We start from the raw sequence: 26691 nt of genomic DNA, 5'->3' as shown, positions 1-26691 counted from the left end.
AGAGAGGCCCGGCGGGAGCGATCCTGCCGGGCCTTTCCTATGGTCTGTTGCAGGCTGCCAGCCGGGCGCGATCACCCGGCCAGCCAATGTTGCATTACCCGCCCTTGCGGCTCGCTTCCACGGCAGCGAGCACATCGGCTGGCCAGGTGACCTGCGTCTGCGTCTGCGGGTTGAACACGTCACCCGGATAAATCGCCGCTTCTGCCGCCGCGATTTCCTCGGCGGACAGGAATTCGCTGGGCTCAAGCGCGAAGACATCGATACCGCGCGTAATCTCCGTGCCGTAAATTCGGCCCTTGTACCAATAGGCCGACCAGTATCCGCCCACGACCATCTGGTCCTTGTCGACCGGCCCGCGGTCAAAATAGGCGATCTCGTGGATATTGTCCGGATCGGTGAAGTCGATCACGCTGATGCCGCCCTGGTACCACGCCTGGACGAAGATATCGCGGCCCGGCACCGGAATGATCGAGCCGTTGTGCGCGACGCAGTTTTCCTTGTCGCTCTGCGGCGCTGGCAGCTTGTAGGTCCCAGCATATTCCAGCTTGCCTTTCTCGATCGCATAGAAGGCATTGCCCCCCCAGTTCATCGGGTCCCCGGCCTGGCAACGCGGACGCCCGCCCCCGCCCCATTCGTCGGTGAACAGCACCTTGGTGCCGTCATTGTTGAAGGTGGCGGAGTGCCAATAGGCAAAGCCCTTGTCCGTCACGTCGTCGATCCGAACCGGCTTGAGCGGGTTGGAAATGTCGAGGATGATACCATTGCCCGAGCATGCGCCGGCGGCGAGCTTCTTGGCCAGGAAAACGGTGATGTCATGGCACTGGTTTGTGACATAGGTATCCTGCGTGCCGTCACCATGATCGCCGCCGCGCCACAGGCCGGCGATCTTGCCGTCCTTCGCGAACACGCGCGGGCTGTCGACGATCCGCGCAGCAGCTGGATTGGCAACCGGGATCTCGATCACGTCAATGCTGAACAGCGCGGTCTCATCGCCGGCCGTGTTGTAACAGCCCTTTAGTTCTTCGGGATCGCGCACGTAGGAGGTGCCCGAATTATAGACCACTAGCCGTTTGCTGTCCGCGCTCACCACCGAATGGGTGTGGCTGCCGCGGCAGGTCTGCACCTGGCCCACCTGGCGGGGGCGAGTGATATCCGAAATATCGAAGATGCGCAGGCCGCGGAAGCGTTCGGCATCGACCTTGCCTTGAGTGCCTTGCAGTCCGCAATCCACGCGCCCGCGCTGCTCCTCGACGCTCATGATCAGGATATTGCCCACGATCGAAACGTCGCCCTGTCCGCCGGGGCAGACGATCGAGCTGACCAGCTGCGGCACCCCGTCAGCGCCTAGCCGATAGGCGTTGAAGCCATGGTAATTGCCGGCCACCAGCAAATCGCCGGCAAAGGCGATGTCGGTGTTCGCAAAATCGAGCAGCGAACCACGCTCGCCGAACTGAGGCTTGTCTTCTTCCTTGTCGTCGCGCGGATCAGCCGGAGCGGCGCCCTTGGCTTCGTCGGGCTTGGCGGCCATGGTATGGCCCGCATGCGGATCGGCTTCTTCGGTCTTGGCTTCCTCCTTCTTAGGCTTGAGCGGTTGCAAGCCTGCAGGGTTGGCTGGATCGAAGAAACCGGCTGGCTTCGGCAGGGCGGCGATCAGGCGCAAATTGCTGATCGCTTCGCCTGCATCGCGGAAACCGGCGGCCAGCGTGGCGCGCGGATCGGTCGAAAGCCCGGCGAGCAGCTTGTTCATGCGCTCGATCTCAGCGGTCTGGTCGTTCACGACGTCATTGGTGAACTGGAACATGACCGGGTCGTAAGCGGTGCCCGGCGCGCCAAGCAGATCGTCGACCATGTCCAGCGCGCCGCGATGGTGGGCAATCATCAGCTGCAGGAACAGGCGGTCGAAAGCCGTGCTGCTGGCAGCGGCGAGTTCGACCATTTGCGCCGGGCTCGCCATGCCCCGCATATTGTGGTGGGCATGGCCCATCCCGGCCATTTCGAGCGGCTCGTTTCGCGCCTCCAGCCACTCGCGCATGAACTTCATCTCATCCGCCTGGCTGGCATTGATGCGCCCGGCCAGCGCCACGATATCGGCATTGTTGGTCCGGCCCTCCACCAATGACGCCATGTCGACCGCTTGCTGGTGGTGCACGATCATGCCCTGCATGAAGGCAACATCACCCGGCGCATAAGTGGTCGCGGCCAGCTTCGTCGCATCGTCCGCGCTCAGCACCTTCACCGGTTTGCCCGGTGCGCCCGGCTGCACGATCGGCACTTGCTGGGCAACAGCAATGGCCGAACTTCCGGCCAGCAGGCCAGCGGTAACAAATGCGATCCCGCGGATCGCCGCAAAAGCACGAATCGATGACATGAACAGCCCCATCAAGTCAGTAGGAAAGATGAGCGTCCTGCCACGGCCCGGGGCGAGGTCAAGCGGCATTGGCCGAAATGCTGCAAAAGCGCTATCCTGATCGACCAACGACTCGTGGAGGAGCGAACCGATGAAACTTCCTCACCAAGCGCATGTCGCGATTGCCGACGGAACAAGCTTTGTCCTTTTCCGCAATCAGGGCGCAATGTTTGAGCCGCGCCTGATCGAAGAGGACAAGCCGGAACTTGAAGTCACCAATTTCAGCGCGGGTTCGCGCGACGGCGACCAGATCGGGCGAATGCTGGGCCGCACCGATCTGAAGGAACTGGGGCATGGCGCGGCAGTGGCGGAATGGCTCAATGCCAAGGCCATCGCGGGGGAGATCGAACAGCTGCTGATCATTGCCGATCCCAAGACGCTGGGCGAAATGCGCCTGCATTACCATTCGGAACTGCGCAAGAAGCTGGTCGGTGAACTGGACAAGACCTTGAGCGGTCAGCCGACCGAGAAGATCGAGAAGGCGATCGAACAGGCCTGAATCAGATACTTAGGGCTGGTTCCGACGCAGCGCAGGCACCTTTCGCCGTGCAGACGCGCGAATTCGCTTGAACCGGCGATTCGCCCCGCGTTAATTCCGTGACAACCACGTTTCAGTTATGAGGGCGGCATGAGCAGAATTTCCGCGAAGTTAATCGGGTGCGGGCTTGCCTTGCTGGCGGCACTTCCCGCTTCGGCGCTGGCCCAGTCAAACGAGCTTGAAGCGCAGTTCGACCGCGCCTTCGGCACAGGGCTGCGCGCGCCGCAGACCTTCGAAGCGGTTTATGAAACCTCGCTGGAACGGCGCATCGCGCAATTGGCCGATGGCAGCAATGGCCGGATCGGCGTTGCCGCGATCGACCTTGCCACCGGCGAGGAAATCGGTGTGCTGGCAGACCAGTATTTCCCGATGGCATCGACCAGCAAGGTAGCCGTGGCCGCGACCTTCCTCGAAATGGTCGAGCAGGGCAAATATTCGCTGACCAGCGAGTTCCCCTTGCTGATCCCGGTGCCTTCGGCCCGCTTTTCTTCGGCTGCCGCTCCGGTCCGCCAAGGCGAGTATATGCCCGCCCATCAGCTGATCGAGATCATGATCGCACGCTCCAGCAATCCGGCGACCGATGCTTTGCTGGCCGCGGTTGGTGGGCCGAAAAAGGTCAATGACTGGATGCGGCGCCATGGCTTCAAGGAATTCAGCATCAACCGCGATATCGCCACGCTGGTGCGCGACGACGGGGAGTTCAATCCCGCCCAGCATATCGACAAGCGCGATGCAGCCACACCTCGGGAAATGCTGAGATTCCTCGCCGGCCTGTACCAGGGCAAGTTCCTGTCAGGGTCAAGCCGGCGGGTGCTGCTGGATGCGATGAGCAAGACCCGCACGGGCAAGCGCCGCATTCCGGCGCTAATGCCGGCCGAGGTAGAGGTGAGTCACAAGACGGGATCGCTCAACAACACGTCGAGCGATATCGGGATCATCGAAGGGCCGGATGGCCGCGCCATCGCTGTGGCGATTTACGTTACCGGCCAGGGCTCGCGCGCAGCCCGGGAAGACCGGATCGCTGCCATTGCGCGGGCGCTATATGATGGTTTCAGCGAACGCGCGCGAGTTGCACAACCGAACTGGACTAACGCCGAACGACCCGGCGGCTAAGCGAACGTAGCGCTCAAACGAAAAGGGCGGCACCTTTCGGTACCGCCCTTCGAAAATCGAAAAATCGATTTTGCCGTCCGATTACTCGGCAGCAGCTTCCGCGTCAGCAGCAGCTTCTTCAGCAGCGCCTTCAACGGCTTCAGCAGCTTCGCCAGCAGCTTCAGCGGTCGCGTCAGCAGCTTCGGTAGCAGCTTCAGCAGCGGCGTCAGCGTTTGCTTCGGCGTCAGCAGCCATTGCGTCGGCGGTTTCATCAGCCTGCTCAGCGGTTTCGCCGCAAGCAGCGAGGCCCAGAGCCGAAGTAGCGATAGCGGCAGCAAGAACGATCTTACGCATAGTTTCAAATCCTTGATCAGCGAGTGATTCTGCGGGACCGGCGAATGCCGGGCCGCGCACAAAGCGTGCTTTGATGCCCGCTTCGGGGGCGTAAATAATGGCGACTTTGTGGCAACGCAAGCGAATTTACGTGAAGCTTGCCATTTTCTCGCCTCATTTCGCCGTGGCCGCTGACCGCCCTGCCCCGCCCGCCACGCGGGCGGCAAAGGCGTGCAAAAGCCGCTTACCAGCGCCCGCTTGCGCTGCTAGCAAGCCACGATGGCCGAACACCAGCATCTCTACCTCGTCGACGGATCATCCTATATCTTCCGCGCTTATCACCGCCTGCCGCCATTGACCGATCCCGAAGGGACGCCGGTTGGCGCCGTATACGGCTACACGACGATGCTGTGGAAGCTGGCCGACGATCTCGACAAGGCCGAAGGACCGACTCACCTGGCAGTGATCCTCGACAAGGATTCGAAGAGCTTTCGCAACGATATCTACCCGGACTACAAGGCCAATCGCCCGCCGCCGCCGGAAGATCTGGTGCCGCAGTTTCCGCTGATTCGCGATGCCACCCGCGCCTTCAGCCTGCCCTGCATCGAAGAGCAGGGCCTGGAAGCCGACGATCTGATCGCCTCCTATGCCAGGGCGGCCCAGGCGCGCGGGTGGGACGTCACCATCGTATCCTCGGACAAGGACCTGATGCAGCTCGTCGGCGAGAAAGACGGCGCGCGCATCGACATGCTGGATACGATGAAGAGCCAGCGCATCTATATCGAAGAGGTCGAGGAAAAGTTCGGCGTAAAGCCTGAACTGGTGGGCGATGTACTGGCGCTGATGGGCGACAGCGTCGACAATATTCCCGGCATTTTCGGGATCGGGCCGAAAACCGCCAGCAAGCTGATCGCCGACCACGGATCGCTCGCCGCCGCACTTGACGCTGCCGAAGGGATGAAACCCTCCAAGCTCAAGGAACGGCTGATCGAGCACCGCAAGGATGCCGAGCTCAGCCGGGTGCTGGTCGAGCTGAAGGAGGATTGCGACCTTCCCGAACCGCTCGAGGATTTCAAGCTCGACGGGGTACCGCCCGAACCGCTGGCCGCTTTCCTGGCAAAGCACGGCTTTACTTCGCTGTTGCGGCGGCTGGATGCCGGGGCCGGTAGCCCGTCGCGCGCAACCGATCTCAATCCACCCAAGCAGGAAACCAATGGCGATGCCGGCACGGCAGACGGCAATCGCCAACCGCTGCCCGACCTGCCCGAAATCGATCGCAGCGCCTATGAAACCGTCCAGACGATGGAACGGCTCGAAGCCTGGATCGAGCGTGCCTTTGCCGCGCGGCTGGTCGCGGTCGACACCGAAACATCCTCGCTCGATGCAATGCAGGCGGATCTGGTCGGGGTCAGCCTGGCGCTGGGGCCCAATGACGCCTGCTATATCCCGCTGGCACATCTCAACGAGGGCGGGGGCGGGAGCGACATGTTCGCGGAGAAGCCGCAGCAGGTGGACCTCAACCAGGCCGTGGCCGCGCTCAAGCCGCTGCTGGAAAGCGATGCCGTGCTGAAGATCGGGCAGAACATCAAATACGATATCAATGTGCTGGCCCGTTACGGGATCGCGGTTGGCCCGGTCGACGACACCATGATCCTCAGCTTCACGCTCGACGCCGGGCGGCAGCTCGATGGCATGGGCGGCGGCCACGGCATGGACGAATTGTCGGAACGCCATCTGGGGCACACGCCGATTGCCTTCAAGGACGTGTGCGGCACCGGCAAGAAGCAGATCCCCTTCGGCGAGGTCCCGCTCGACAAGGCGACTGCCTATGCTGCCGAGGACGCCGACGTAACCTGGCGGCTGCACCAGCTGCTCAAGCCGCGGCTGGCAGTCGAAGGTGGCACCCGCATTTACGAGCGGGTCGATCGCCCGCTGATTCCGGTGGTGGCGCAAATGGAGCGTCACGGCATTAAGGTAGACCGATCGCGCCTCGCCAAATTGTCCGAGGAATTCGCCAGCGAAACCAGGCGGCTTGAACTTGAGATACACGAGCTGGCCGGTGAAGAATTCACAGTCGGCAGCCCCAAGCAACTGGGAGACATCCTGTTCGACAAGCTTGGCTACAAAGGCGGCAAGAAGGGCAAGAGCGGCCAATATTCGACCGATGTCTCGGTGCTGGAAAAGCTCGCGGCTGAGGGCGCGCCGATCGCCCGCAAGGTGCTGGAGTGGCGTCATCTCGCCAAGCTGAAGTCCACCTATACCGATGCGCTGCAGGAAGCGATCAATCCCGCCACGGGCCGCGTCCATACCAGCTATTCGCTGGTCGGCGCGCAGACTGGGCGGCTTTCTTCGACCGATCCGAACCTGCAAAACATCCCGGTACGCACGCCGATCGGGCGCCAGATCCGCGAGGCTTTCGTGCCCGAGGACGGCCCAAATGGCAAAAACGTCCTGCTGGCGGCCGACTATTCGCAGATCGAGCTGCGGCTGGCGGCACATATGGCCGATGTGCCGACGCTGAAGGAAGCCTTCGCCAATGGCGAGGATATCCACGCCCGCACCGCGATCGAGATGTTCGGCGAAGTGACGCGGGACACGCGCGCCCGCGCCAAGACGATCAATTTCGCCATCCTTTACGGCATTTCGCGCTGGGGCCTCGCCTCGCGGCTGGAAGTGGAGCCGGATGAGGCGCAGGCGATGATCGACACCTATTTCCAGCGTTTCCCGGGCATACAACGCTACATCATGGAAACGCTCGAGACCGTGCGCGAGCGCGGCTATTCTGAGACGCTGTTCGGCCGCAAGACCTGGTTCCCGAGGATCAATTCCAAGAACCAGGCCGAACGGCAAGGCAGCGAACGCGCCGCGATCAATGCCCCGATCCAGGGCACCAGTGCCGATATCATCAAGCGCGCGATGGCGCGGATGATGCCCGCGCTTGAGGAGGCCGGTCTGGGGCACGTAAAGATGCTGCTGCAGGTGCATGACGAACTGGTGTTCGAACTGCCCGAAGCCGATGTGGCTGCCGCTTCGCCGGTCATCGAACGAGTGATGGCCGAAGCTGCAGGACCTTCTGTCAAGCTGGACGTGCCGCTGGGCATCGATATCGGAACCGGAACCAGCTGGGATGCGGCGCATTGAGACCCCATATGGCTTGTAACCACGGCAATCGGTCCATAGGTCCCGCGTAATGCTGGACAGATACCATCCATCCAATTGGCAAATCGACTGGATCGCGATCGGTGAGGCAGCGCTCCTGGTCGCTATCGCCGTTTCGATTGCTTATGCGCTCTATCGGGCCGTATTTGCGATTGTCCGGCGGCTGACCGCGCTTTCAGAAACCCATGTCGACGAGATGGTGGTGGAGCGCGTCCGCCGCCCGGTCAAATGGTCATTCATCGCCATCGGTGTCACCATTGTCGCGCAAACGGACCCGCATCTTCAGGGTGTGTGGGAACCGATCGCCCGTTTCGTGCGCCCGGCCCTGCTCGGCTGGATCGTCTACACGCTGGTCAAGGCCTTCACGGCAGCGCTGGAATACCGGCTCGAAATATCCGACGATCCGGTGGCGATGCGCAGCCGGCGAACACGCATCGCCATCCTGTCACGCACGGCGACCTTCGCGATAATCCTCATTACCGTCGGCCTGATGCTGATGGGCATTCCCGGCGTCCGCGACATCGGCACCACCATGCTCGCATCGGCCGGCCTTGCCGCGCTGGCCGTGGGTGCCGCAGCACAGCCCGCACTGAAATCGCTTATCGCAGGCCTGCAGATGGCGGTGACCGAGCCGCTGCGGATCGGCGACCTGGTCAAGGTCGACGGCGAGACCGGGCGGGTCGAGGAAATCAAGATGAGCTTCGTCACCGTGCGCACCTGGGACGAGCGGGTCCTGATCGTGCCGACCAGCCGTTTCCTCGACCAGAGTTTCGAGAACTGGTCGCGCAAGAATGAGGCGCTGACCGGTGCGGTTATGCTGCACCTCGATCCGGTTGCCGATATCGACCCGATCCGCACGGAGTTCGAACGCTTTGTTACGACGCACACATTGTTCGACGGGCGCAACATGGCGCTGCTCATGACCGCAGCCTATCCCGAAAGCGTGGAACTGCGACTTTCGGTCAGTGCGAAGACCATCGGGGAGCTGTTTGAGCTGCGCTGCGACCTGCGCGAACACATGCTCAAATGGCTGCGGGAGAACCAGCCTGACGCGCTGATCCGGCACCGGCTGGAACTGCCCGGCGGCCACGCCAAGGCCGAAGAGCCTGCCGCACCAGGCGCCTGAGCCCTTTACGCGCTTACTCGATCCCGCTTTCCTCCGGCCCGCCGTGCTTGCGGTCACGAATGGGCTCAACCATGCCTTCGTGAATGAAGCCGATCGGGCGAACTTCGGCCGCGCGCTTCTTCAGCTCGCCGCGCATTTTCTTGTATTCCGCTTCCATCGCTTCGGTCACGGTCGCACGCGAATCCTCCAGCGCAGCCGTGAAGTCCTGCGCGGCAACCTCGCTCACTTCGCCGCCCACCCGGCGCAGCGCATTGAGGCCGGCGCGGCGGACCACGTCCTCGAGGTCGGCCCCGGTGAACCGCTCGGTCTTGCCGGCGATCGCAGCAAGATCGACGTCCTGCGCCAGCGGCATATCCTTGGTGTGGATCTGCAAGATATGCTCGCGCCCGGCCTTGTCCGGCGTGCCGACATAAACCAGCTCGTCGAACCGGCCCGGCCGCAGCAGCGCCGGATCGACCAGCGCCGGGCGGTTGGTCGCCCCGATCACCACCACCGATTGCAGCTCTTCCAGCCCGTCCATTTCCGCCAGGATGGTGTTGACCACGCGGCCGGTGACCTGCGGCTCGCCCTGCCCGCTGCCACGCGCGGGCACCAGGCTGTCGATCTCGTCGATGAAGATCACGCATGGCGCGACTGACCGCGCCCGCTGGAACATGCGGGCGATCTGTTGCTCGCTTTCGCCATACCATTTGCTGAGTAAGTCGCTGCTCTTCATCGAGATGAAATTGGCCTCGGCCTCTTTCGCGACGGCCTTGGCCAGTAGCGTCTTGCCGGTGCCCGGCGGGCCGTAGAGCAGGAAGCCCTTGGCCGGGCGGATGCCCAGCCGGTCGAACGCCGCGCGGTTCTTCAGCGGCAGTTCGATCCCTTCCTTGAGCTTGTCGACCGCCTCGCTCACCCCTCCGATATCGCTCCAGCTTACGCGCGGGATCTGCACCATAACCTCGCGCATGGCAGAGGGCTGGACGCGCTTGAGTGCGGCAAGGAAATCATCCCGTTCGACACACAATTCCTCCAGCACTTCGGGCGGGATGGTGCGCTCATCTAGGTCGAGCTTGGGCATGATCCGCCGCACCGCCTCGATCGCGGCTTCGCGCGCCAGCGCGGCGATATCCGCGCCGACAAAGCCATGCGTGGTGCGGGCCAGCTCTTGCAGATCGACCTTCTCGCCCAGCGGCATGCCGCGGGTGTGAATGCTGAGGATTTCGCGCCGCCCGCTTTCGTCAGGCACGCCGATCACGATCTCGCGGTCGAACCGGCCCGGCCGCCGCAGCGCTTCGTCGATCGCATCCGGCCGATTGGTGGCGGCAATCACCACCAGGTTGGCGCGCGCTTCCAGCCCGTCCATCAAGGTCAGCAGTTGCGCCACCAGCCGCTTTTCCGCTTCGCCCGGCACCTGCGTGCGCTTGGGCGCAATCGAGATCGATCTCGTCGATGAAGATGATCGACGGCGCGGCGCGCGCAGCCGCCTCGAACACTTCGCGCAGGCGCCCCTCGCTTTCGCCATAGCCCGAACCCATGATCTCAGGCCCGTTAATGGTGAAGAAGGTCGCGTCGCTTTCGTTCGCCACGGCCTGCGCCAGCCGCGTCTTGCCGGTGCCCGGCGGGCCATGCAGCAGCACGCCCTTGGGCGGATCAACACCAAGACGGGTGAAGAGCTCGGGATAGCGCAGCGGCAATTCTACCATCTCGCGCAATTGCTTGATGGTGTCGGACATGCCGCCGACATCGTCATAATTGACCACCGCGCGCGCATCGCGCGGCTCCTCGAATTCGGCGCGCAGCTCCACCTCGGTATTCTCATCAATATGGACGATGCCCTTGGGCGCGGTCGAGACCACGGAAAGACGGATCTGGGTCAGCGCATAGGCCGGCGCGCGCAACAATTGCCGTACGTCGGGCGGCATATTCTGCACCGGCTGCTGGCCGGTGGTGGCGACGATGTCACCCGCCATTAGCGGGCGGCGGAAGAAGTTACGCTTCAGCGCTTGCCCCGGTCCCTGCAGCCGCATCTCGCGCTGTGCAGGGGCGAATACCACGCGCGTTGCCGGGCGCGACTGCGCCACGGCAATGGTCACGTGTTCGCCCGAGCCGACTTCGGCATTGCCGCGCTGCAGCCCGTCCAGCCGGACCACGTCGAGCGCTTCGTCCTCGCTATAGGCGGCCATGGCGATCGCAGGGGTGCTGCGCTTGCCGGTGATTTCGACCACATCACCTTCGGTGATGCCAAGTTCCTGGAATGCCGAACGCGGCATCCGGGCGATGCCCTGACCCGATTCCTCCTGACGCGCGGCCGCCACTTGCAGGCGCACGGTCTTGGCGTCAGTCTTGGATTTCCTGGTGGGCGCGTCAGCATCGGCCATGGGCAAGCTCTCCGTGGGAAGCGGAATTCAAGAGGATGAATGTAAGCTAGGAAGCCTGAACGCGATCTGCAAATTTATGTGGGTCGCAAATGGGCGCATGGGCGGCCGTGCAGGATTGCCTGACAGGCAAAAGAAAAGGCCCGACCAAATGGCCGGGCCTGAAAGTCTTTGGGAGAGGATGCCTATAAAGGCAGGCTCTGTATGTTGCAGAGCGGCATTTTGTGCAAGTGCGAAATAAACATGCTTAGTTGCATGCGATGCAACTAAGTCCCGTCATCTAGCTGTCACGTTTGATAAATTTCATCACGAAGCGGTCGGTCTTCCCTCGAACCGCTTCGTCGAAGACGTTCTTCGACAGGTCGTCATCGCTGCGCCGCAGCACATCGGACTGTCCCGCCAGTTCGAATCCTGCACTACCCATCGCTGCGATGACCGTTTGCGGGGCAATCCGGTGCAATTTGTCGGTCACTTCGCGCGGATCACCCGTGGGGCCGACATGGTCGACGATAATGACCTCACCGCCCGGTTTCACCGCTGCAAACCAGTTCGCCAGCATCGCGTCCACATCGAGCCGGGGAAAGGCATATTGTTCGGATTCCCAATAAAGGTCGTGGAAAGTCAGGTGCGCAAAGATCATGTCGACGCTGCCCGGAGCGAGCACCATCGCGCGCGGATCGACCGCCATCGGCCGGATGTTGCTGTGCGCGGCGAGGCGCCCCTCCCATTCATTCGCAGGATGGAAGCGCACCGGGTTGATAGCATAGACCATGCCCTTCTTGCCGGTCAGGTCGGCCAGGAGCGCGGAATAATATCCGCCGCCTGCCATGAAATCGACGATCGTGTCGCCTGGCTCTACCGCGCTGAACCGCAGAACCTCTGCGGGCATCCGCCCCGCATCAAGCGCCCGGTCCGCCTCTGTGCGGCTGGCCGAGGCAATCGCATCGTCCACCTCGTCAGCCCATGCCGGCGCCGTTGGCAAGATCGCCAGCGCCAGTGCCGTCACAGAAAAAAGTTTGCGCATCATGATGTCCCCTCATTCGCTGCATCCAAGGCAATCACGAAGCTGCTAGATCCCGCCACAAGGCAAGCGGCAACCGACCAACTCCCGTTCCCTTTCGACCGGCGAAACACAGCGGATGACACCGTCAGGGGATTGGCTATGCGCCGCAGGAGCCTCTCCCCCGGATTGTAACAAGAGGAAATCATGCAGAAGCTTTATCCCGATGCCGCCGCCGCGCTTGACGGCCTGCTGCGCGACGACATGCTGATTGCCAGCGGCGGCTTTGGCCTGTGCGGCATCCCTGAGCGGCTGCTGGTGGCGATCCGCGACAGCGGGGTGAAGGGCCTGACTTTCGCCAGCAACAATGCCGGGATCGACAACGAAGGCATCGGCATGCTGCTGCGCACGCGGCAGGTCAAAAAGATGATCTCGTCCTATGTCGGCGAGAACAAGGAATTCGAACGGCAATTCCTGTCGGGCGAGCTGGAGGTCGAATTCTGCCCGCAAGGCACGCTGGCCGAACGCATGCGTGCGGGCGGCGCGGGTATTCCCGGCTTTTACACCAAGACCGGGGTCGGCACTCAGGTCGCCGAAGGCAAGGAAGTGAAGCAGTTCAACGGCGAGGATTATATCCTCGAACACGGCATCTTCGCCGATCTGTCGATCGTGAAGGCGTGGAAGGCGGACGAAACCGGCAATGTCGTGTTCCGCAAGACGGCGCGTAATTTCAACGTGCCGGCTGCCACTTGCGGCAAGGTTTGCGTGGTCGAAGTGGAGAAAGTGGTGCCTGCCGGTTCGCTCGATCCCGACTGCATTCACCTGCCCGGCGTCTATGTGAACCGGATGATCGTGGGTGCACCCTACGACAAGAAGATCGAGTTCAGAACGGTCCGTGAAAGGGAGATCGCCTAATGCCCTGGGATCGCAACCAGATGGCCGCGCGCGCAGCGCAGGAACTGCAAGACGGCTATTACGTCAACCTTGGCATCGGCATCCCCACGCTGGTCGCCAACCATATCCCGGCCGGCATGCAGGTAACGCTGCAAAGCGAAAACGGCATGCTGGGAATTGGCCCCTTCCCTTATGACGACGAGGTCGATCCCGACCTGATCAATGCCGGCAAACAAACCATCAGCGAGCTGCCGCACAGCGCCTATTTTGACAGTGCGCAAAGCTTTGCGATGATCCGCGGCGGGCATATCGACCTGACCGTGCTGGGCGCGATGGAAGTGGCTGAGAATGGAGACATCGCCAACTGGATGATCCCCGGCAAGATGATCAAGGGCATGGGCGGCGCAATGGACCTCGTTGCCGGGGTCAAGAAGATCATCGTCGTAATGGACCATAACGCCAAGGATGGCAGCCCGAAGTTCATCCCCGCCTGCACCCTGCCGCTGACCGGCAAGAACGTGGTCGACATGATCGTGACTGACCTCGGCGTGTTCCACCGCCCCGACCATTCCAGCCCGTTCCGCCTGATCGAACTGGCGCCCGGCGTGACGGCAGACGAAATCGCCGCGAAGACGACGGCGCATTACGAGGTGGCGCTTTAAGGCACGGCCATGTGGCTCGACGAACCCCGCAATTCGGCTTCTCCGCTCGCCGGGCTCAAGGTGGTCGAGCTGGCGCGCGTGCTTGCCGGGCCATGGGCCGGGCAGATCCTGGCCGACCTTGGCGCGGACGTGATCAAGGTAGAAGGCCCCGACGGCGACGGCACCCGCAAATGGGGGCCGCCCTGGGTCGAGCGCACAGGGCCTGATGGCGAGCCGCGCCGCGAGGCGGCCTATTACCACGCCACCAATCGCGGCAAGCGTTCGATCGTTGCGGATTTCGGCAACGCGGATGATCTTGCCCGGGTCAAGGCCCTGATCGCCGGCGCCGATGTGGTGGTCGAGAACTTCAAGACCGGCAGCCTTGCGAAGTTCGGGCTGGACTACCCCGCGCTCGCCGCGGCAAATCCGCGGCTCGTCTATTGCTCGATCACCGGCTTCGGCCAGACCGGCCCCCGCGCGCACGAAGCGGGCTACGATTTCGTGATCCAGGGGATGAGCGGTTTCATGGCGCTGACCGGCGAGCCCAATGGCCAGCCGATGAAGATGGGCATCTCGATCTCGGACCTGACCTGCGGGCTCTATTCGGTCATCGGCATCCAGGCCGCGTTGGCGATGCGCACCCGCACCGGCAGGGGCCAGCATGTCGATATGAGCCTGCTCGACTGCTCTGTCGGGCTGCTCGCCAGCCAGGCCATGCATTACTTGACCACCGGGGAAAATCCGCCGCGCATGGGCAATGAGCATGCGCAGGTGAGCGCCTATGGCGTATTCCCAACCGCTGACGATCCGCTGATCCTCGCCCCCGCCAACGACGGATTGTTCCGCAAGCTGCTCAAGGTTCTCGGTCGCGACGATTTGCTGGAAGAACCGCGCTTTGCCACCAATGAAGCGCGGATCGCCAACCGCGCCGAACTTGACGCCATGATCGCCGCCGAGACCGCCAAGCACCCGCGAGCTGAGCTGCTCCAGCAATGCCATGAACATGGCATCCCCGCCGGGCCGATCCATGCGATCGATCAGGTCTTTGCCGACCCGCAGGTGGTTGCACGCGGTATGCGGGTCGATCTCGACGGGCTGCCCGGCGTGCGCAGCCCCTTCACCTTCTCCGATGCAGAACTGGCGCTCGACCGCCCTTCGCCGATGCTGGGCGAGGACGACGACTGACAGCTGGGCAAGCTATTCCAGCAAGTCCTTGCCAATCTGGAGCGTGCCGGAATCGCCCCAGGTCGAGACCGATGTGGTGAAGCTTTCCCGATTGAGGATTTCAAAGGCGCGCCGCGGTGACGGGAAGCCATCCTGTGCCGGCAAGGTCGAATTCTTTGCGGCCTGAATCAGTGTAACCGAATAGCGTTCGCCCATGTCGCGCTTGTTTTCGGCGGCCAGCACTGCCGCCGCAGCGTCAGGCCCGACAGACAGGGCATTGCCGTTGTCACCAACCGCCAGCAGATAGTAGTCATCATTATCGGGATGCCGATATGCCGCCAGTCCCGGCCTGACCCGGCTGTCGCGACACCATTGAAGCGCCGGGGCATCCTCGCCAGCGCCCTTTCCTGCCGCCGAAGCCTTCTCGCTGGTCATCTTGGCCATGAGGCCGCCCAACAGGTTTGCCGCAGGATCTTTCGGGGCGTTCTGTGTGCTGTCGCTATAGGCCAGCTGGGTCTTGCAGTCTTCAATCGGCATCGCGGAGGGTCCGGCGGCTGCGCCCTTTGGCACCGCCAGTTCGGAGACCGCCCTATCGAGCAGGGCCGACAGCTGTTCGACCGACAGGGTATCTGACGATGCCCGCAGTTTGACGTACCATTCGCCCGTCGCGAACAAGACAAGGCCAGTGCTGGCGTAAGATGAATCTGCTCCGGGCTGATAGATCGCCTTCAGCCCCGAGGCCGTGCGAGAACCCGCCGGTTTGATCGCTTCGACCGGGCCCGCCAATTGCGGCCGGGCATATTGGTCGCGCGCTTCGATCATGTCCTGGGCCTGGGCAAACCAGATCGGCACCGCACCATTGGTATTGCGGTAAACGTAGAGGGTGATCTCGTCCGAGCCCTTCAAGAACGTAAAGCCGATATCGAGATAGTCGTCGGTATAGGAAATGCCGGAAACACGCGGCAATTCCGCCAATGTCGCGGGTATGCTCAGCGCGGCATGCGGATGTTTCCATGCCTTGCCCGGAACATGTTCGATCGCTTCCCTGGCATGAAGCGGTTGCATTACGCCGATCATCGCAGCGCATGCGATGGCAAGGTTTCGCAGTGATCTCATATCGTTACCTCCCGTGGCCTGCGCATGTGTTCGCAGAGCGCGGGGAGGTTCGCAACGAACTAGTGCAAAAGACCGATCCGCAGCACGCCAGCAACAGGCCAGCGCTAAGCTGGCTCAGCCCACCGCCGCTTTCAGCTGGTCGACCAGGTCGGTCCGCTCCCACGGGAACAGCTCGCCTTCGGGGGTGCGGCCAAAATGGCCATAGGCGGCGCTCTTGCGATAGATCGGCTTGTTGAGGCCCAGATGCGTGCGGATGCCGCGCGGGGTCAGCCGCACCAGCTGCGGCAGGATTTGCTCCAGCTGCGCCTCGGTCACGCCCTTGCCTGTGCCGTGCAGGTCGACATAGATCGACAGTGGTTCGGCCACGCCGATCGCGTAGGACAATTGGATCGTGCAGCGCCGCGCCAGGCCGGCCGACACGATATTCTTGGCAAGATAGCGGGTGATGTAGGCAGCTGAACGGTCAACCTTGGTCGGATCCTTGCCGCTGAAGGCGCCGCCGCCATGCGGGGCCGCGCCGCCATAGGTATCGACGATGATCTTGCGCCCGGTCAGGCCCGCATCGCCATCTGGCCCGCCGATCTCGAACCGGCCGGTGGGATTGATGTGATAGACGGTGTTCTCCGTCAGCAGCTCGGCCGGCATGACATCGGCGATCACGCCTTTCACATAGTCGCGCAGCTGGGAATATTTCGCTTCGTCGCCTTCGCCATTGTGGAAGAAGTAGCCGGGCGCGTGCTGGGTTGACACGACGATCGCGGTCGCTTCCGCCGGGCGCTCGTCACGATAGCGCAGCGTCACCTGGCTCTTGGCGTCAGGCTCCAGGAAAGGCGCCGCACCGCTCTTGCGATCGGCCGCCATCCGCTCCAGGATCTTGTGACTGTAATCGAGCGTCGCGGGCATCAGATCGGGCGTTTCGTCGCTGGCATAGCCGAACATGATGCCCTGATCGCCCGCGCCTTCGTCCTTGTTGCCGCTGGCGTCGACGCCCTGCGCGATATGCGCCGACTGGCCGTGCAGATGGTTTTCGAAGGTCAGCGTTTCCCAATGGAAACCGTCCTGTTCATAGCCGATTTCCCTGACGGTGCGGCGCACGGTCGCTTCGATTTCCTCCAGCGCGCCGGGGGCCCATTCGCCGTTCTCATACACGCCCTTGCAGCGGATTTCCCCCGCCAGCACGACCAGCTGGGTGGTGGTGAGCGTTTCGCAGGCGACGCGCGCTTCCGGGTCTTTCGACAGGAACAGGTCGACGATGGCGTCGGAAATCTGGTCGGAAACCTTGTCAGGGTGGCCTTCGGAAACGCTTTCCGACGTGAACAGGAATTCGCTGCGCATGATGCCTCGATATAAAGAGTTCTTTATGTGTGAAAATGGCTCCTAGACGCAGCGGCGGCGCATGGCAACCACAGATGCGGCGATCAGCAGCAATGCCCAGCCCAGCGGCAGCCAATTGCCCAGGCGTGCGAACAGCGTTGGCGCACGGGCCGGGGGAATCATGCCATCGATCCGGTCGGCAAGGTTGCGATCGATATGCGCGCGCACCACGCCATTGGCATCCACCACCGCACTGATTCCGGTAGTGGTGGAGCGCAGTACCGGCAGGCCCTCTTCGATGGCACGCAAACGCGCCTGCGCCAGATGCTGCGGCGGGCCCCAGCTGCCGAACCAGCCGTCGTTCGATGGGTTGAAGATGTAGTCTGGCCGGTTGGCGCGATCGACCACCTGGCCCGAAAAGACGATTTCATAGCAGATCTGGATTCCCGCCTTGCCGAAGCGCGCAAGGTCGATTGTCTGTGGCCCAGGCCCCGGATCATAATCGATCGAGCCCGCCACGAGACGCGACAGGCCTAGCGGCTCAAGGATCGGACGCATCGGCAGATATTCGCCATAGGGCACCAGATGCGCCTTGGCATAATTGGCAAAGATAGTTCCCTCGCCATCGATCGCGCTCACCGCATTGCGCGCGCTCACCGCCGCAAGGCGCCCGTTGCGCTGGCCCATGTCGAGGTGGACCAGCCCCGCGAGCAGCACGGACTCCGCCCCGATCACCGCGCCAATCCGCTGGCGCGCGAAGGCCGGGTCGGCAGCAGCAGTGCGCGCCAGGTAATAGCGGCGCGGATAGCCATCTTCGAGGTAATCGGGGATCGCCGCTTCAGGCCACAGTACCAGCCGCGCTTCCTCATTGCCGGGCATGGTGAGCTGCGCAGTACGGATGAACTGCTCTTCGAACTTGCTCGGATCCTCGCGCTCTTCCTGCGGGATCAGCGGCTGGATCAGGGCGAAGGGCACATAGCCTTCAGCCTTGTCCAAGCTGCCCAGCGGCAGGTTCATTAACCCGACCAGCACGATTGCCAGCACCGCCTGCCCGATCCGCGTCTTGCGCTCGACCAGCCATATGGCGAGGCCCACGATCAGGATGACCAGCCCGGACAGCGCATAGGTGCCCAGCCACGGCAGCAGCAGCGCAATCCCGGGGCTGTCGAAATCGCCCAGCAGCATCAGGCCAAGCGGCGGCCAGGGATAGCCGGTGAAGACCCAGCTGCGCAGCCATTCGCTGACGATCCATGTTCCGGCGAACATCCCCGCATACGCGAGGGTGCGGCTGTTTCTCGCCGCGAGATGCGCCGCCAGCGCCGCAACTGCGGGATAGACCGCCAGGTAAATGCACAGCAGCGGGACGGCGAACCAGCCGAGCACAGGCGGCATTTCCGCCTGATAGGTGAAAGCGGTGGCGATCCAGTTGTTGGCGATGGTCAGATGCGCCCAGCCGAACAGCCAGCCCAGCAATGCCGCCTGTTTCCAGCTTTCCGCCCGGCGCAGCAGCTGCAGGAACAGCGCCAGCGCCAGCAAGCCAATCGGCCATAGTCCCAGCGGGGGATAGGCGAGCGCGCCGACGGCGCCCAGCGCAAGCACCGACCAGCGCGCATGCGCGGCGATCCATTGCCAGAGGCGAGCCACTGCTTCAGTCAGGTTCCGGACCGGCATGGGAGCAATGGCTGCCTAAGCTCACTGGATCAGTTGACCACCTCTACGCCATCTTCACTGTCGTCGCGCACCCGGCGGCGGCGGCGAGGTTTCGGATTTTCTTCGTCGTCGTCATCGTTCTCGCCGCGAGCGGAAAGCGATGGCGGCAGAACGGCAGCGTCGATCTCGCCCGAAGCGCCACGGCCGCGGCCATTGCCATTGCCATTGCCATTGCCATTCTCGCGCGGTTTGCGGCGCGAACGGCGCGGCTCACGCTCTTCATCGTCGGAATCATCACCCGCTGCCGAAGCCTGATCGTCGCCGTCTTCGCTCGCGCGATCGCCTTCGGAAGGACCATCGTCGCGGTCAGGCCGGCGGCCGCGCGGCTTGCGGTTGCCGCGGCGATCATCGAAGTCGTCCTCTACCTCGTCCTCGTCGCCCTGGCCGCGGTCGTCCTGGCGCTTGCCACGCACTTCGTCCTGCCTGGCCTTGTTGTCAGCGATGACGCGGAAATAGTGGTCCGCGAACTGCAGATAATATTCCATCTGCACGCGGTCGCCATTGTGCTGCGCGTCCTGTGCAAGCTTCTTGTACTTGTCGAGCAGCTGCGGCGCGTTGCCACGCGCACGGCTGTCGATCCGGTTGAGCTGCTGGCCGCCCCCACCCTGGTTGCGGTTGCCGCGTCCGCGGCGACGATTGCTGCGATTGTTGTTGTTCAAGGAAAAACCATCCTCACTGGATGCCCCACACTGCCAAACTTGGCGGGGGGTCAACTCACCCCTGTTGTTGCACTCCGCTCTTCAGGACGGAGTAGTCCTGTCCGCATGCCCTGGCAGGCGATTTCGCGCTGCCCAAAAACCTGAAAATGCGGAGCTTGGCGCAATGGTTCGCAACTACGGCAAACCAGGGGCCGATTCGGAGTTAGTGCCTCGAATCGCGTTTGCCAAGCCTTTATCGCAGAATCAGCGCACGATCGCGGCCGCCCAAGTCTTGCCGGACACTTGCGGAAAAGCCCGCCTTTTCGGCAAGTTGAGTGACTTGCACGGCCTGTGTGGCACCGATTTCGAGCACTGCGACACCCGTTTCTGTCAACAATTGGCGCAATTGCGGCACGATAATGCGGTAATCGTCGAGCCCATCTTCGCCCGCAAAGAGCGCGCGAGCAGGCTCGAAATCGCGGACATCGGGATCAAGTTCAGCGCTGGTCTCGACATAGGGCGGGTTGGCGATGACAAGGTCGAAGCGGCCCAGACCGTTTACCCAACCCACTTCGCGCCAGTCGGCATGCACTATATGCGCTCGGTCGGAGAGCCCCAGCCTGGCTGCGTTGGCCGCAGCCCCCGCCAAAGCGCCAAGCGAAGCATCGATGCCGACCCCCTCCAGCTTCGGCCGCTCCGCCAGAAGTGTCAGCAAGAGCGCACCCGAACCGGTGCCAAGGTCGAGCAAGCGGCCCTCTTCCGGCACTACTTCGAGCGCCGCCGCGACCACACTTTCACTATCGCCGCGCGGGATCAGCACATCTGGCGTGACGAGGAAGCTGCGCCCGAAGAATTCGGCTTCACCCAGGATGTGGGCAATGGGTTCACGCATCAGGCGGCGCTCGACCAGCTGCTCGAAATTGGCAGGCACCGGATCGGCCATGTGGCGGAGCAGCATGTCCGAACGCGGCACGCCCAACGCGTGCGCCATCAGCAATTCGGCGTCGAGCCGGGCGGTGTCGCTCGATTCCGATAGCCTTTGCGTCGCGGCACGTAGGGCGTCAGCGACGTTCACTCACCCATCGCCGCGAGGCGCTTCGCCTCGTCCTCGGCGATCAGCGCATCGACCAGTTCGCCGAGGCCCGGCCCGGCAAGGATCTCTTCCAGTTTGTGCAGCGTCAGGCCGATACGGTGATCGGTCACCCGGCCTTGCGGGAAATTGTAGGTGCGGATGCGTTCGGAACGGTCGCCACTGCCCACCATCGCCTTGCGCGCCTCGGCCTCGGCGCCTTGTGTCGCCTCGCGCTGCGCCTCGTAAAGCCGCGCGCGCAGCACCTGCATCGCCTTTTCGCGGTTCTTGTGCTGGCTGCGCCCATCCTGGCAGGTCACCACCGTGCCAGTCGGCAAATGGGTGATGCGCACAGCGCTATCAGTAGTGTTGACGTGCTGCCCGCCCGCGCCGCTCGCGCGATAGACGTCGATCTTGAGGTCCTTGTCCTCGATTTGCACATCGACCTCGTCGGGCTCGGGCAATACCGCAACGGTCGCGGCGGAAGTGTGGATGCGCCCGCCGCTTTCTGTCACCGGCACGCGCTGGACGCGGTGGACGCCGCTTTCGAACTTGAGCTTGGCGAAGACCCCGGTGCCGGTGACGTTGGCGACCACTTCCTTGAACCCGCCAATGTCGCTGGCATTCATGCTGATCGGCTCGACCTTCCAGCCCTGCTCCGCAGCATAGCGTTCGTACATCCGGAAGAGGTCGGCCGCGAACAGCGCGGCCTCATCGCCACCGGTACCGGCGCGGATTTCCAGCATGGCGGGCTTCGCATCGGCGCTGTCCTTGGGCAGCATGGCAATGGCGAGTTGATGTTCGAGTTCGGGCAGCTTCTCGCGGATCGCGCCGAGCTCTTCTTCGGCCATCGCCTTCATTTCCGGATCAGCGAGCATCTCCTCCAGCCCTGCGATTTCCTCGCGCGCGGCCTTCACCTGCGCCGCGACCTTCGCAACCGGTTCCAGCTCGGCATAGTCGCGGCTGGCCTGGATGAACGCCGCTCCCTCGAGCGTGCCCGAGGCCATGCGCGCTTCGAGCTCGGATAAGCGATGGGCGATCTGGTCAAGACGTTCGGCGGGTATTTGCATGATGGACTTCTCTTATCGTCATTCCCGCGTCGGCGGGAATCCAATATTTTTGATCACGCTAAGGCGCTAAGCCGCGAAGAAGATTGGATTCCAATGCACACTTTGCGTCTTTGCGTCTTTGCGTGAAAAGATACCGGGCCTCCGGCCAAGGCCAGAATGACAATTGGGGTGGATCAAGAGAGCTTCCAGCGATCTTCCAGTAGCTGCAGAGCCTCCTCTTCCCGAACAATTGTCGGGTCAGTCGAAAGCCAAGACTGCGTTTCTTGACCATCCCTAACGTCGAACGAAATCAAAATCGCCGGTTCGGATTTTCTCGCTTTATCATATCGCTTCCGGGGACTTCCGGTAATGAAAGCTTCAGCGACAAAACCAGCTTGGCGAAAGCGTGAAACCATTTCCGCCGCATCTGTCTCGCGTTCGACATTCTCAGCAGCGATTGCGATCTCCAGTCGCTCAGGGGGCACCGAGTCCACCACCAGCATCGCCAGCCGCTCAATCCCGGCGGCCCAGCCAACCGCAGGGGTCGGCGCGCCGCCAAGGCTTTCCATCAGCCCGTCATAGCGCCCGCCGCCGAGGATCGTGCTCTGCGAACCCAGCTTCGAGGCCGCTTCCGATCCCTCATCGGGAATGAACTCGAACGCCGTGTGGCGGTAATAGTCGAGCCCGCGCACCAGGCTTTCCGCGCGCACCCACTTCACGCCTGCTGCATCCAGCCCGCTAGTGACCGCTTCAAAAAACGCCCGTGCCTCGTCCGACAGGAAGGCGTCGATCTTCGGTGCGTCGGCGACGAACTTGCGATCGCGCGGGTCCTTCGAATCGAGGATGCGCAGCGGGTTTTTCTCCAGCCGCTCCTGCGAATCCTCGCTCAATTCGCCCTTCACGGCGCGGAAATGCTCAACCAGCGCCGCGCGCCAGGCCTCGCGGCTCTCGCCGTCGCCCAGCGTGTTGAGGTGCAGTGTGACCCCTTCGATGCCGAGTTCGCGAATAATCTGGTCGGCCATCGCCAGCAGTTCGACATCTGCCTGCGGTTCGGCCGCGCCGATGATCTCGGCATCGATCTGGTGGAACTGGCGGTAACGGCCCTTCTGCGGGCGCTCGTAGCGGAATAGCGGGCCATGGGTCGCGACCTTCAGCGGCGCGTGCTGCTGCCAGCCGTTGGTGAGGTAGGCGCGCGCGATCCCCGCGGTGAATTCCGGGCGCAACGTGAGCGAATCCCCGCCGCGATCCTCGAACGAATACATTTCCTTCGACACCACATCGGTTGTCTCGCCGATCGCGCGGCTGAACACCTCGGTCTTCTCGAACACCGGCATTTCGACCCGGCGGAAGCGATAGAGGCGCCGCACGCGCTCGAAGGTTTCGACCACGAAGGCGAACGCTTCGGCATCGGCGCCGAAGATGTCCTGGGTGCCTCTGATAGCTTGCGGGGTGTTCTTGCTCATGGAGAGCGCGATTAGGCGAGAGAACGACTTGCCGCAATAAGGCAGCAGCGCTAGAGCGCGCGCTCTAATCAATCAGTGCCGCGCGAAGGGGAGAGGGCCGGCACCGCAAGAACGAGATTATCATGCGTATCGACAAGATCCCCACCGGCAAGAACCCGCCCGAAGACCTCAACGTCATCATCGAAGTGCCGACCGGCGGCGAGCCGGTGAAGTACGAGTTCGACAAGGAATCGGGCGCGCTGTTCGTTGACCGGATCCTGCACACGCCGATGCGCTATCCGGCCAATTACGGTTTCATCCCGCACACGCTGTCGCCCGATGGCGACCCGCTTGATGCGCTGGTGATCGCGCGCAGCCCGTTCATTCCCGGCTGCGTGGTGCGCGCCCGCCCGATCGGTGTCCTCAACCTGGAAGACGAGCACGGCGGCGATGAAAAGCTGATCTGCGTGCCGGTCGACACGACTTTCCCGTATTATTCGGATGTCGGCGAAACCAAGGACCTGCCGTCAATCATCTTCCAGCAGATTGAGCACTTCTTCACCCACTACAAGGATCTCGAAGCCGAGAAGTGGGTGCGCGTAGGCAGCTGGGGCGATGCCGAGGAAGCACGCCGGATCGTGGTCGAGGCGATCGAGCGGGCGAAGGGCTAAGCCCTAAAGTACGGCGGCGATGCCCTTGAACAAGCCGGTCAGCACGAACGGAAGTCCGATAGCGAGCCCCCACAGCATCAAACGGTCGCGCTTGAAGGCATCGAGGTAGGATTCGTCGGCGGCCTGCTCGTCGGAAAGCCCGGACCAGCGTTTTTCGAACCAGCGGCAGGCGGGAATGATTCCGGCGACCAGCACAACCAGCGCCAGGTAAGGCAGTATGCTGTGCGATCCGCCCTTGATCGCATGGACCGTCACAAAGATCTGCAGGCCGGTATAGACCAGCAAGGCATAGGCGACATGGTCGCTCATCGCCTTGCGCCAGTCACGGGCATAAGTCTCGCGACCTGTTGCGCGCCCCTCGTGTGAATACACGTCGTTCATCGGTCCTGTCCCCTCAGTACCCCTCTCCGATTCCGGAGTATCACAGAGACTGGTCCGCAGCGCAAGTCTGCTAACCATCGCCAGCAGAAACCCATGCATAAATCCTGCCAATTCGGCGATTACGGGGTTTTCTGCGGGATTGGGGATGCTAAAGCAGGGGCCATGAACGAGTTGGAGACCCTTTCGGCAGCGAGCGGCAGCGAGTCCGCCATGAGCGCGACGGTGCCACTTCCCAATGGCGGGCTCGAAGTCATCTCGATCGCGAAAAGCTATGACAAGCGCGCGGTGCTGACCGATATCTCGCTCAGCGTGGCCAAGGGCGAGGTGCTGGGCCTGCTCGGCCCCAACGGGGCGGGCAAGACGACCTGCTTCTATTCGATCATGGGCCTGGTTCGGCCGGATTCGGGCCGCATCCTGATGGACGGCGAAGACGTCACCAATTTGCCGATGTATCGCCGCGCGATCCTGGGCCTCGGTTACCTGCCACAGGAAACGAGCATCTTCCGCGGGATGACCGTGGAACAGAACATCAATTGCGTGCTCGAGATGGTCGAACCCGATGCAGAAACCCGCGCCAGCGAACTGGAACGCCTGCTCGACGATTTCGGCCTTACCCGCCTGCGCGAAAGCCCGGCGATGGCGCTGTCGGGCGGCGAGCGGCGGCGTTGCGAGATCGCCCGCGCGCTGGCGGCCAAGCCCTCGATCATGCTGCTTGACGAGCCCTTTGCCGGGATCGACCCGCTCTCGATCAGCGACATCCGCGACCTGGTGAAAGACCTCAAGGAACGCGGGATCGGCGTGCTGATCACTGACCATAACGTGCGCGAAACGCTCGATATCGTCGATCGCGCCTGCATCATCTATGGCGGGCAAGTGCTGTTCGCCGGATCGCCGCAAGACCTGGTCGCAGACGAGAATGTCCGCCGCCTCTATCTTGGAGAGGGCTTCACGCTGTAGACCCAATGGCGCTGAGTCCCCGCCTAGACCTTAGGCAATCGCAATCGCTGGTGATGACGCCACAGCTGCAGCAGGCGATCAAGCTGCTGGCGCTGTCGAATCTCGAGATTGAGGCCTTCATCGGCGAAGCGCTCGAATCCAATCCGCTGCTTGAAGCGGGCGAGGTGTCGCGCGATGCGGAAAGCGCCGCCGACATCGACGACATGCCGCGCGATGAAATGTCTGCCGATATGCTGATCGCGCAAGGCGCCGGCGAAAGCGAGGCCCCGCTCGACCTCGACCCCACAGCGCTTGATCGCGACTACGATAGCGGCGGCGGCGACTGGGGCGCAACCCATTCGCTGGCTGCGCTCGATCCAGATGCCCCCGGCTTTGAAGAGCGCAGCAGCGCCGATCTCAGCCTGGCCGACCATCTGCAGGAACAGGTTGGCGCGCTCAGCCGCGATCCTAGCGAAGAATTCATCGCCCGCCACATCATCGGCCTGCTCGACGAAGCCGGCTACCTGCATTTCGACTTGCGCGAGATTGCCCGCGACCTGGATGTCGGGATTGGCGAGGCGGAACAGGCTCTCTCGCTGGTGCAGAAACTCGACCCCAGCGGCGTGGGCGCGCGTTCGCTGGCCGAATGCCTGGCAATCCAGGCGCGCGAAGCGGACCGCTATGATCCCTGCATGGCGCGGCTGATCGACAATCTCGACCTGCTCGCACGCGGAGAGATCGCCCGGCTGCGGCGGATGTGCGGCGTTGACGATGAAGATTTCGCCGACATGCTGAGCGAATTGCGCAGCTATGACCCGAAGCCCGGCCTCGCCTTTGGCGGCACCAGCGCGCAGGCCGTCGTCCCCGACATCCTGATCAGCGCGTCCGGCAATGGCGGGTGGGACATCAGGTTGAACGAGGACACCCTGCCGCGCCTGATCGTCAATCGCGGCTACCTGGTTGAATTGCGCCAGGGCGGGACTGACCAGGCCACCCGGCGCTGGCTCAAGGAAAAGCTGGCGGATGCCAACTGGCTGATCAAGGCACTCGACCAGCGGCAGAAGACCATCCTCAAGACTGCCGCCGAGATCGTGAAGCAGCAGGATGGCTTCTTCCGGCGCGGCGTGGCGGAATTGCGCCCGCTCACCTTGCGCGAAGTTGCCGAAGCGATCGAAATGCATGAAAGCACGGTCAGCCGGGTGACCAGCAACAAGTTCCTGCATTGCGATCGCGGCACGTTCGAGCTGAAGTATTTTTTCACCAGCGGGGTAGGCCGGATTGGAGTTTCTGGCGATGGCGAAGGCGCGTCTTCCGAAGCGGTAAAGGCCCGGATCAAGGCGCTGATCGATGCCGAAGATCCCAAAAAAATCCTGTCGGACGATACGCTGGTAGACCTGCTGAAAGCGGAAGGGTTCGACCTGGCGCGCCGCACCGTCGCGAAATACCGCGAGGCGATCGGGATCGGCTCGAGCGTGCAGCGGCGCCGTCAAAAGAAACTTAACGCACTCTAATTTCAACGACTTTGCTACGCGCGGCATTAGGATGCGCAGCTGTTGCCTCAAAGACTCAGTGTTAACCCGAAGTCGATCCCAGACCCGCTTTACCGTAAATTAACCTTTTTCGTTGAGACCTCGTGTGGTTAATTCATGGCAAC

At 62.8% G+C, this 26691-nt stretch carries 21 protein-coding genes and 1 pseudogene; 10 read left to right on the top strand and 12 right to left on the bottom strand.

The window, feature by feature from the left end; all coding sequences use genetic code 11:
* Window positions 1-94 precede the first annotated feature (94 nt).
* Entirely contained in the window at window positions 95-2368 is a 2274-nt protein-coding gene (locus G6N82_RS10090) for a DUF305 domain-containing protein (RefSeq protein ID WP_165196120.1), read from the bottom strand.
* A 130-nt stretch (window positions 2369-2498) separates the two neighbouring features.
* Here G6N82_RS10090 and G6N82_RS10085 point away from each other — a divergent pair, with 130 nt between their 5' ends.
* Together G6N82_RS10085 and G6N82_RS10080 are read left to right on the top strand one after the other, a co-directional pair.
* Window positions 2499-2906 carry a host attachment protein gene (locus G6N82_RS10085; protein ID WP_165196118.1) on the top strand — a complete coding sequence of 136 codons (408 nt, stop codon included), beginning with the start codon at window positions 2499-2501 and terminating at the stop codon, window positions 2904-2906.
* Between the two features lie 129 nt (window positions 2907-3035).
* Entirely contained in the window at window positions 3036-4058 is a 1023-nt protein-coding gene (locus tag G6N82_RS10080) for a serine hydrolase (protein WP_165196116.1), read from the top strand.
* An 81-nt stretch (window positions 4059-4139) separates the two neighbouring features.
* On the opposite strand, the gene G6N82_RS10075 is transcribed toward G6N82_RS10080, so the two are convergent.
* A complete protein-coding gene (locus G6N82_RS10075; RefSeq protein ID WP_165196114.1) occupies window positions 4140-4391 on the bottom strand; it encodes a hypothetical protein in 252 nt (83 codons plus the stop codon).
* 258 nt (window positions 4392-4649) lie between these two features.
* On the opposite strand from G6N82_RS10075, the gene polA reads away from it, so the two are divergent.
* Both polA and G6N82_RS10065 read left to right on the top strand, forming a co-directional pair.
* Window positions 4650-7511, top strand: a complete 2862-nt coding sequence (polA, locus tag G6N82_RS10070; RefSeq protein WP_165196112.1) for a DNA polymerase I — start codon at window positions 4650-4652, stop codon at window positions 7509-7511.
* A 49-nt stretch (window positions 7512-7560) separates the two neighbouring features.
* Complete coding sequence (locus G6N82_RS10065) at window positions 7561-8655, top strand: mechanosensitive ion channel domain-containing protein (RefSeq protein ID WP_165196110.1); 1095 nt, start codon at window positions 7561-7563, stop codon at window positions 8653-8655.
* 13 nt (window positions 8656-8668) lie between these two features.
* Here G6N82_RS10065 and G6N82_RS10060 read toward each other — a convergent pair.
* A pseudogene (locus G6N82_RS10060) lies at window positions 8669-11015 on the bottom strand (CDC48 family AAA ATPase).
* A gap of 277 nt (window positions 11016-11292) precedes the next feature.
* Window positions 11293-12039 carry a class I SAM-dependent methyltransferase gene (locus G6N82_RS10055; protein WP_165196108.1) on the bottom strand — a complete coding sequence of 249 codons (747 nt, stop codon included), beginning with the start codon at window positions 12037-12039 and terminating at the stop codon, window positions 11293-11295.
* Between the two features lie 180 nt (window positions 12040-12219).
* Between G6N82_RS10055 and G6N82_RS10050 the strand changes: the two genes are divergently transcribed.
* Genes G6N82_RS10050 through G6N82_RS10040 form a run of 3 tightly spaced genes read left to right on the top strand, consistent with a single transcriptional unit; the run spans window position 12220 to window position 14732 of the window.
* Window positions 12220-12927, top strand: coding sequence for a CoA transferase subunit A (locus G6N82_RS10050; RefSeq protein ID WP_165196106.1), 708 nt, complete (start codon window positions 12220-12222; stop codon window positions 12925-12927).
* Window positions 12927-13568 (top strand): CoA transferase subunit B, encoded by a 642-nt coding sequence (locus G6N82_RS10045; protein ID WP_165196104.1) that lies wholly within the window; start codon window positions 12927-12929, stop codon window positions 13566-13568. The genes G6N82_RS10050 and G6N82_RS10045 overlap by 1 nt, the downstream gene beginning before the upstream one ends.
* A gap of 9 nt (window positions 13569-13577) precedes the next feature.
* The gene (locus G6N82_RS10040) at window positions 13578-14732 is read left to right on the top strand and encodes a CaiB/BaiF CoA-transferase family protein (RefSeq protein ID WP_165196102.1); all 1155 of its coding nucleotides are present in this window, start codon (window positions 13578-13580) and stop codon (window positions 14730-14732) included.
* Between the two features lie 12 nt (window positions 14733-14744).
* Here G6N82_RS10040 and G6N82_RS10035 read toward each other — a convergent pair whose 3' ends face one another.
* The 7 genes from G6N82_RS10035 to hisS all read right to left on the bottom strand — a co-directional run bounded on the left by G6N82_RS10035 (window position 14745) and on the right by hisS (window position 23070).
* Window positions 14745-15827 (bottom strand): hypothetical protein, encoded by a 1083-nt coding sequence (locus G6N82_RS10035; RefSeq protein ID WP_165196100.1) that lies wholly within the window; start codon window positions 15825-15827, stop codon window positions 14745-14747.
* 114 nt (window positions 15828-15941) lie between these two features.
* Complete coding sequence (gene metK, locus G6N82_RS10030; protein ID WP_165196098.1) at window positions 15942-17162, bottom strand: methionine adenosyltransferase; 1221 nt, start codon at window positions 17160-17162, stop codon at window positions 15942-15944.
* A gap of 42 nt (window positions 17163-17204) precedes the next feature.
* Window positions 17205-18812 (bottom strand): apolipoprotein N-acyltransferase, encoded by a 1608-nt coding sequence (gene lnt / locus G6N82_RS10025; protein ID WP_165196096.1) that lies wholly within the window; start codon window positions 18810-18812, stop codon window positions 17205-17207.
* A 29-nt stretch (window positions 18813-18841) separates the two neighbouring features.
* The gene (locus G6N82_RS10020; protein WP_165196094.1) at window positions 18842-19510 is read right to left on the bottom strand and encodes a DUF4167 domain-containing protein; all 669 of its coding nucleotides are present in this window, start codon (window positions 19508-19510) and stop codon (window positions 18842-18844) included.
* A 232-nt stretch (window positions 19511-19742) separates the two neighbouring features.
* The gene (gene prmC, locus G6N82_RS10015) at window positions 19743-20564 is read right to left on the bottom strand and encodes a peptide chain release factor N(5)-glutamine methyltransferase (RefSeq protein ID WP_165196092.1); all 822 of its coding nucleotides are present in this window, start codon (window positions 20562-20564) and stop codon (window positions 19743-19745) included.
* Window positions 20561-21628 (bottom strand): peptide chain release factor 1, encoded by a 1068-nt coding sequence (prfA, locus tag G6N82_RS10010; RefSeq protein ID WP_165196090.1) that lies wholly within the window; start codon window positions 21626-21628, stop codon window positions 20561-20563. Before prfA ends, prmC begins: the two co-directional genes overlap by 4 nt.
* Before the next feature lie 173 nt (window positions 21629-21801).
* Window positions 21802-23070, bottom strand: coding sequence for a histidine--tRNA ligase (gene hisS / locus G6N82_RS10005; RefSeq protein WP_165196088.1), 1269 nt, complete (start codon window positions 23068-23070; stop codon window positions 21802-21804).
* 122 nt (window positions 23071-23192) lie between these two features.
* Here hisS and ppa point away from each other — a divergent pair, with 122 nt between their 5' ends.
* Window positions 23193-23720, top strand: coding sequence for an inorganic diphosphatase (gene ppa, locus G6N82_RS10000; RefSeq protein WP_165196086.1), 528 nt, complete (start codon window positions 23193-23195; stop codon window positions 23718-23720).
* Window positions 23721-23723: 3 nt separating this feature from the next.
* Here the strand turns inward: ppa and G6N82_RS09995 are convergent, their stop codons facing one another.
* The gene (locus G6N82_RS09995) at window positions 23724-24101 is read right to left on the bottom strand and encodes a hypothetical protein (RefSeq protein WP_165196084.1); all 378 of its coding nucleotides are present in this window, start codon (window positions 24099-24101) and stop codon (window positions 23724-23726) included.
* 162 nt (window positions 24102-24263) lie between these two features.
* Here G6N82_RS09995 and lptB point away from each other — a divergent pair, with 162 nt between their 5' ends.
* Window positions 24264-25058, top strand: coding sequence for an LPS export ABC transporter ATP-binding protein (lptB, locus tag G6N82_RS09990; RefSeq protein ID WP_165196082.1), 795 nt, complete (start codon window positions 24264-24266; stop codon window positions 25056-25058).
* Between the two features lie 5 nt (window positions 25059-25063).
* Window positions 25064-26548 (top strand): RNA polymerase factor sigma-54, encoded by a 1485-nt coding sequence (gene rpoN / locus G6N82_RS09985; protein WP_165196080.1) that lies wholly within the window; start codon window positions 25064-25066, stop codon window positions 26546-26548.
* Window positions 26549-26691 lie beyond the last annotated feature (143 nt).

Origin of the sequence: Altererythrobacter sp. BO-6 (assembly GCF_011047315.1) — a bacterium.
GTDB lineage: Bacteria > Pseudomonadota > Alphaproteobacteria > Sphingomonadales > Sphingomonadaceae > Erythrobacter.
This window is presented reverse-complemented; position numbering and strand designations above follow the sequence as displayed.

Excerpts from the sequence above, each read along its gene's own strand:
- G6N82_RS10090 (WP_165196120.1), bottom strand. The coding sequence starts at position 2,368 with ATGTCATCGATTCGTGCTTTTGCGGCGATCCGCGGGATCGCATTTGTT.
- G6N82_RS10085 (WP_165196118.1), top strand. The coding sequence starts at position 2,499 with ATGAAACTTCCTCACCAAGCGCATGTCGCGATTGCCGACGGAACAAGC.
- G6N82_RS10080 (WP_165196116.1), top strand. The coding sequence starts at position 3,036 with ATGAGCAGAATTTCCGCGAAGTTAATCGGGTGCGGGCTTGCCTTGCTG.
- G6N82_RS10075 (WP_165196114.1), bottom strand. The coding sequence starts at position 4,391 with ATGCGTAAGATCGTTCTTGCTGCCGCTATCGCTACTTCGGCTCTGGGC.
- polA (WP_165196112.1), top strand. The coding sequence starts at position 4,650 with ATGGCCGAACACCAGCATCTCTACCTCGTCGACGGATCATCCTATATC.
- G6N82_RS10065 (WP_165196110.1), top strand. The coding sequence starts at position 7,561 with ATGCTGGACAGATACCATCCATCCAATTGGCAAATCGACTGGATCGCG.
- G6N82_RS10055 (WP_165196108.1), bottom strand. The coding sequence starts at position 12,039 with ATGATGCGCAAACTTTTTTCTGTGACGGCACTGGCGCTGGCGATCTTG.
- G6N82_RS10050 (WP_165196106.1), top strand. The coding sequence starts at position 12,220 with ATGCAGAAGCTTTATCCCGATGCCGCCGCCGCGCTTGACGGCCTGCTG.
- G6N82_RS10045 (WP_165196104.1), top strand. The coding sequence starts at position 12,927 with ATGCCCTGGGATCGCAACCAGATGGCCGCGCGCGCAGCGCAGGAACTG.
- G6N82_RS10040 (WP_165196102.1), top strand. The coding sequence starts at position 13,578 with ATGTGGCTCGACGAACCCCGCAATTCGGCTTCTCCGCTCGCCGGGCTC.
- G6N82_RS10035 (WP_165196100.1), bottom strand. The coding sequence starts at position 15,827 with ATGAGATCACTGCGAAACCTTGCCATCGCATGCGCTGCGATGATCGGC.
- metK (WP_165196098.1), bottom strand. The coding sequence starts at position 17,162 with ATGCGCAGCGAATTCCTGTTCACGTCGGAAAGCGTTTCCGAAGGCCAC.
- lnt (WP_165196096.1), bottom strand. The coding sequence starts at position 18,812 with ATGCCGGTCCGGAACCTGACTGAAGCAGTGGCTCGCCTCTGGCAATGG.
- prfA (WP_165196090.1), bottom strand. The coding sequence starts at position 21,628 with ATGCAAATACCCGCCGAACGTCTTGACCAGATCGCCCATCGCTTATCC.
- hisS (WP_165196088.1), bottom strand. The coding sequence starts at position 23,070 with ATGAGCAAGAACACCCCGCAAGCTATCAGAGGCACCCAGGACATCTTC.
- ppa (WP_165196086.1), top strand. The coding sequence starts at position 23,193 with ATGCGTATCGACAAGATCCCCACCGGCAAGAACCCGCCCGAAGACCTC.
- G6N82_RS09995 (WP_165196084.1), bottom strand. The coding sequence starts at position 24,101 with ATGAACGACGTGTATTCACACGAGGGGCGCGCAACAGGTCGCGAGACT.
- lptB (WP_165196082.1), top strand. The coding sequence starts at position 24,264 with ATGAACGAGTTGGAGACCCTTTCGGCAGCGAGCGGCAGCGAGTCCGCC.
- rpoN (WP_165196080.1), top strand. The coding sequence starts at position 25,064 with ATGGCGCTGAGTCCCCGCCTAGACCTTAGGCAATCGCAATCGCTGGTG.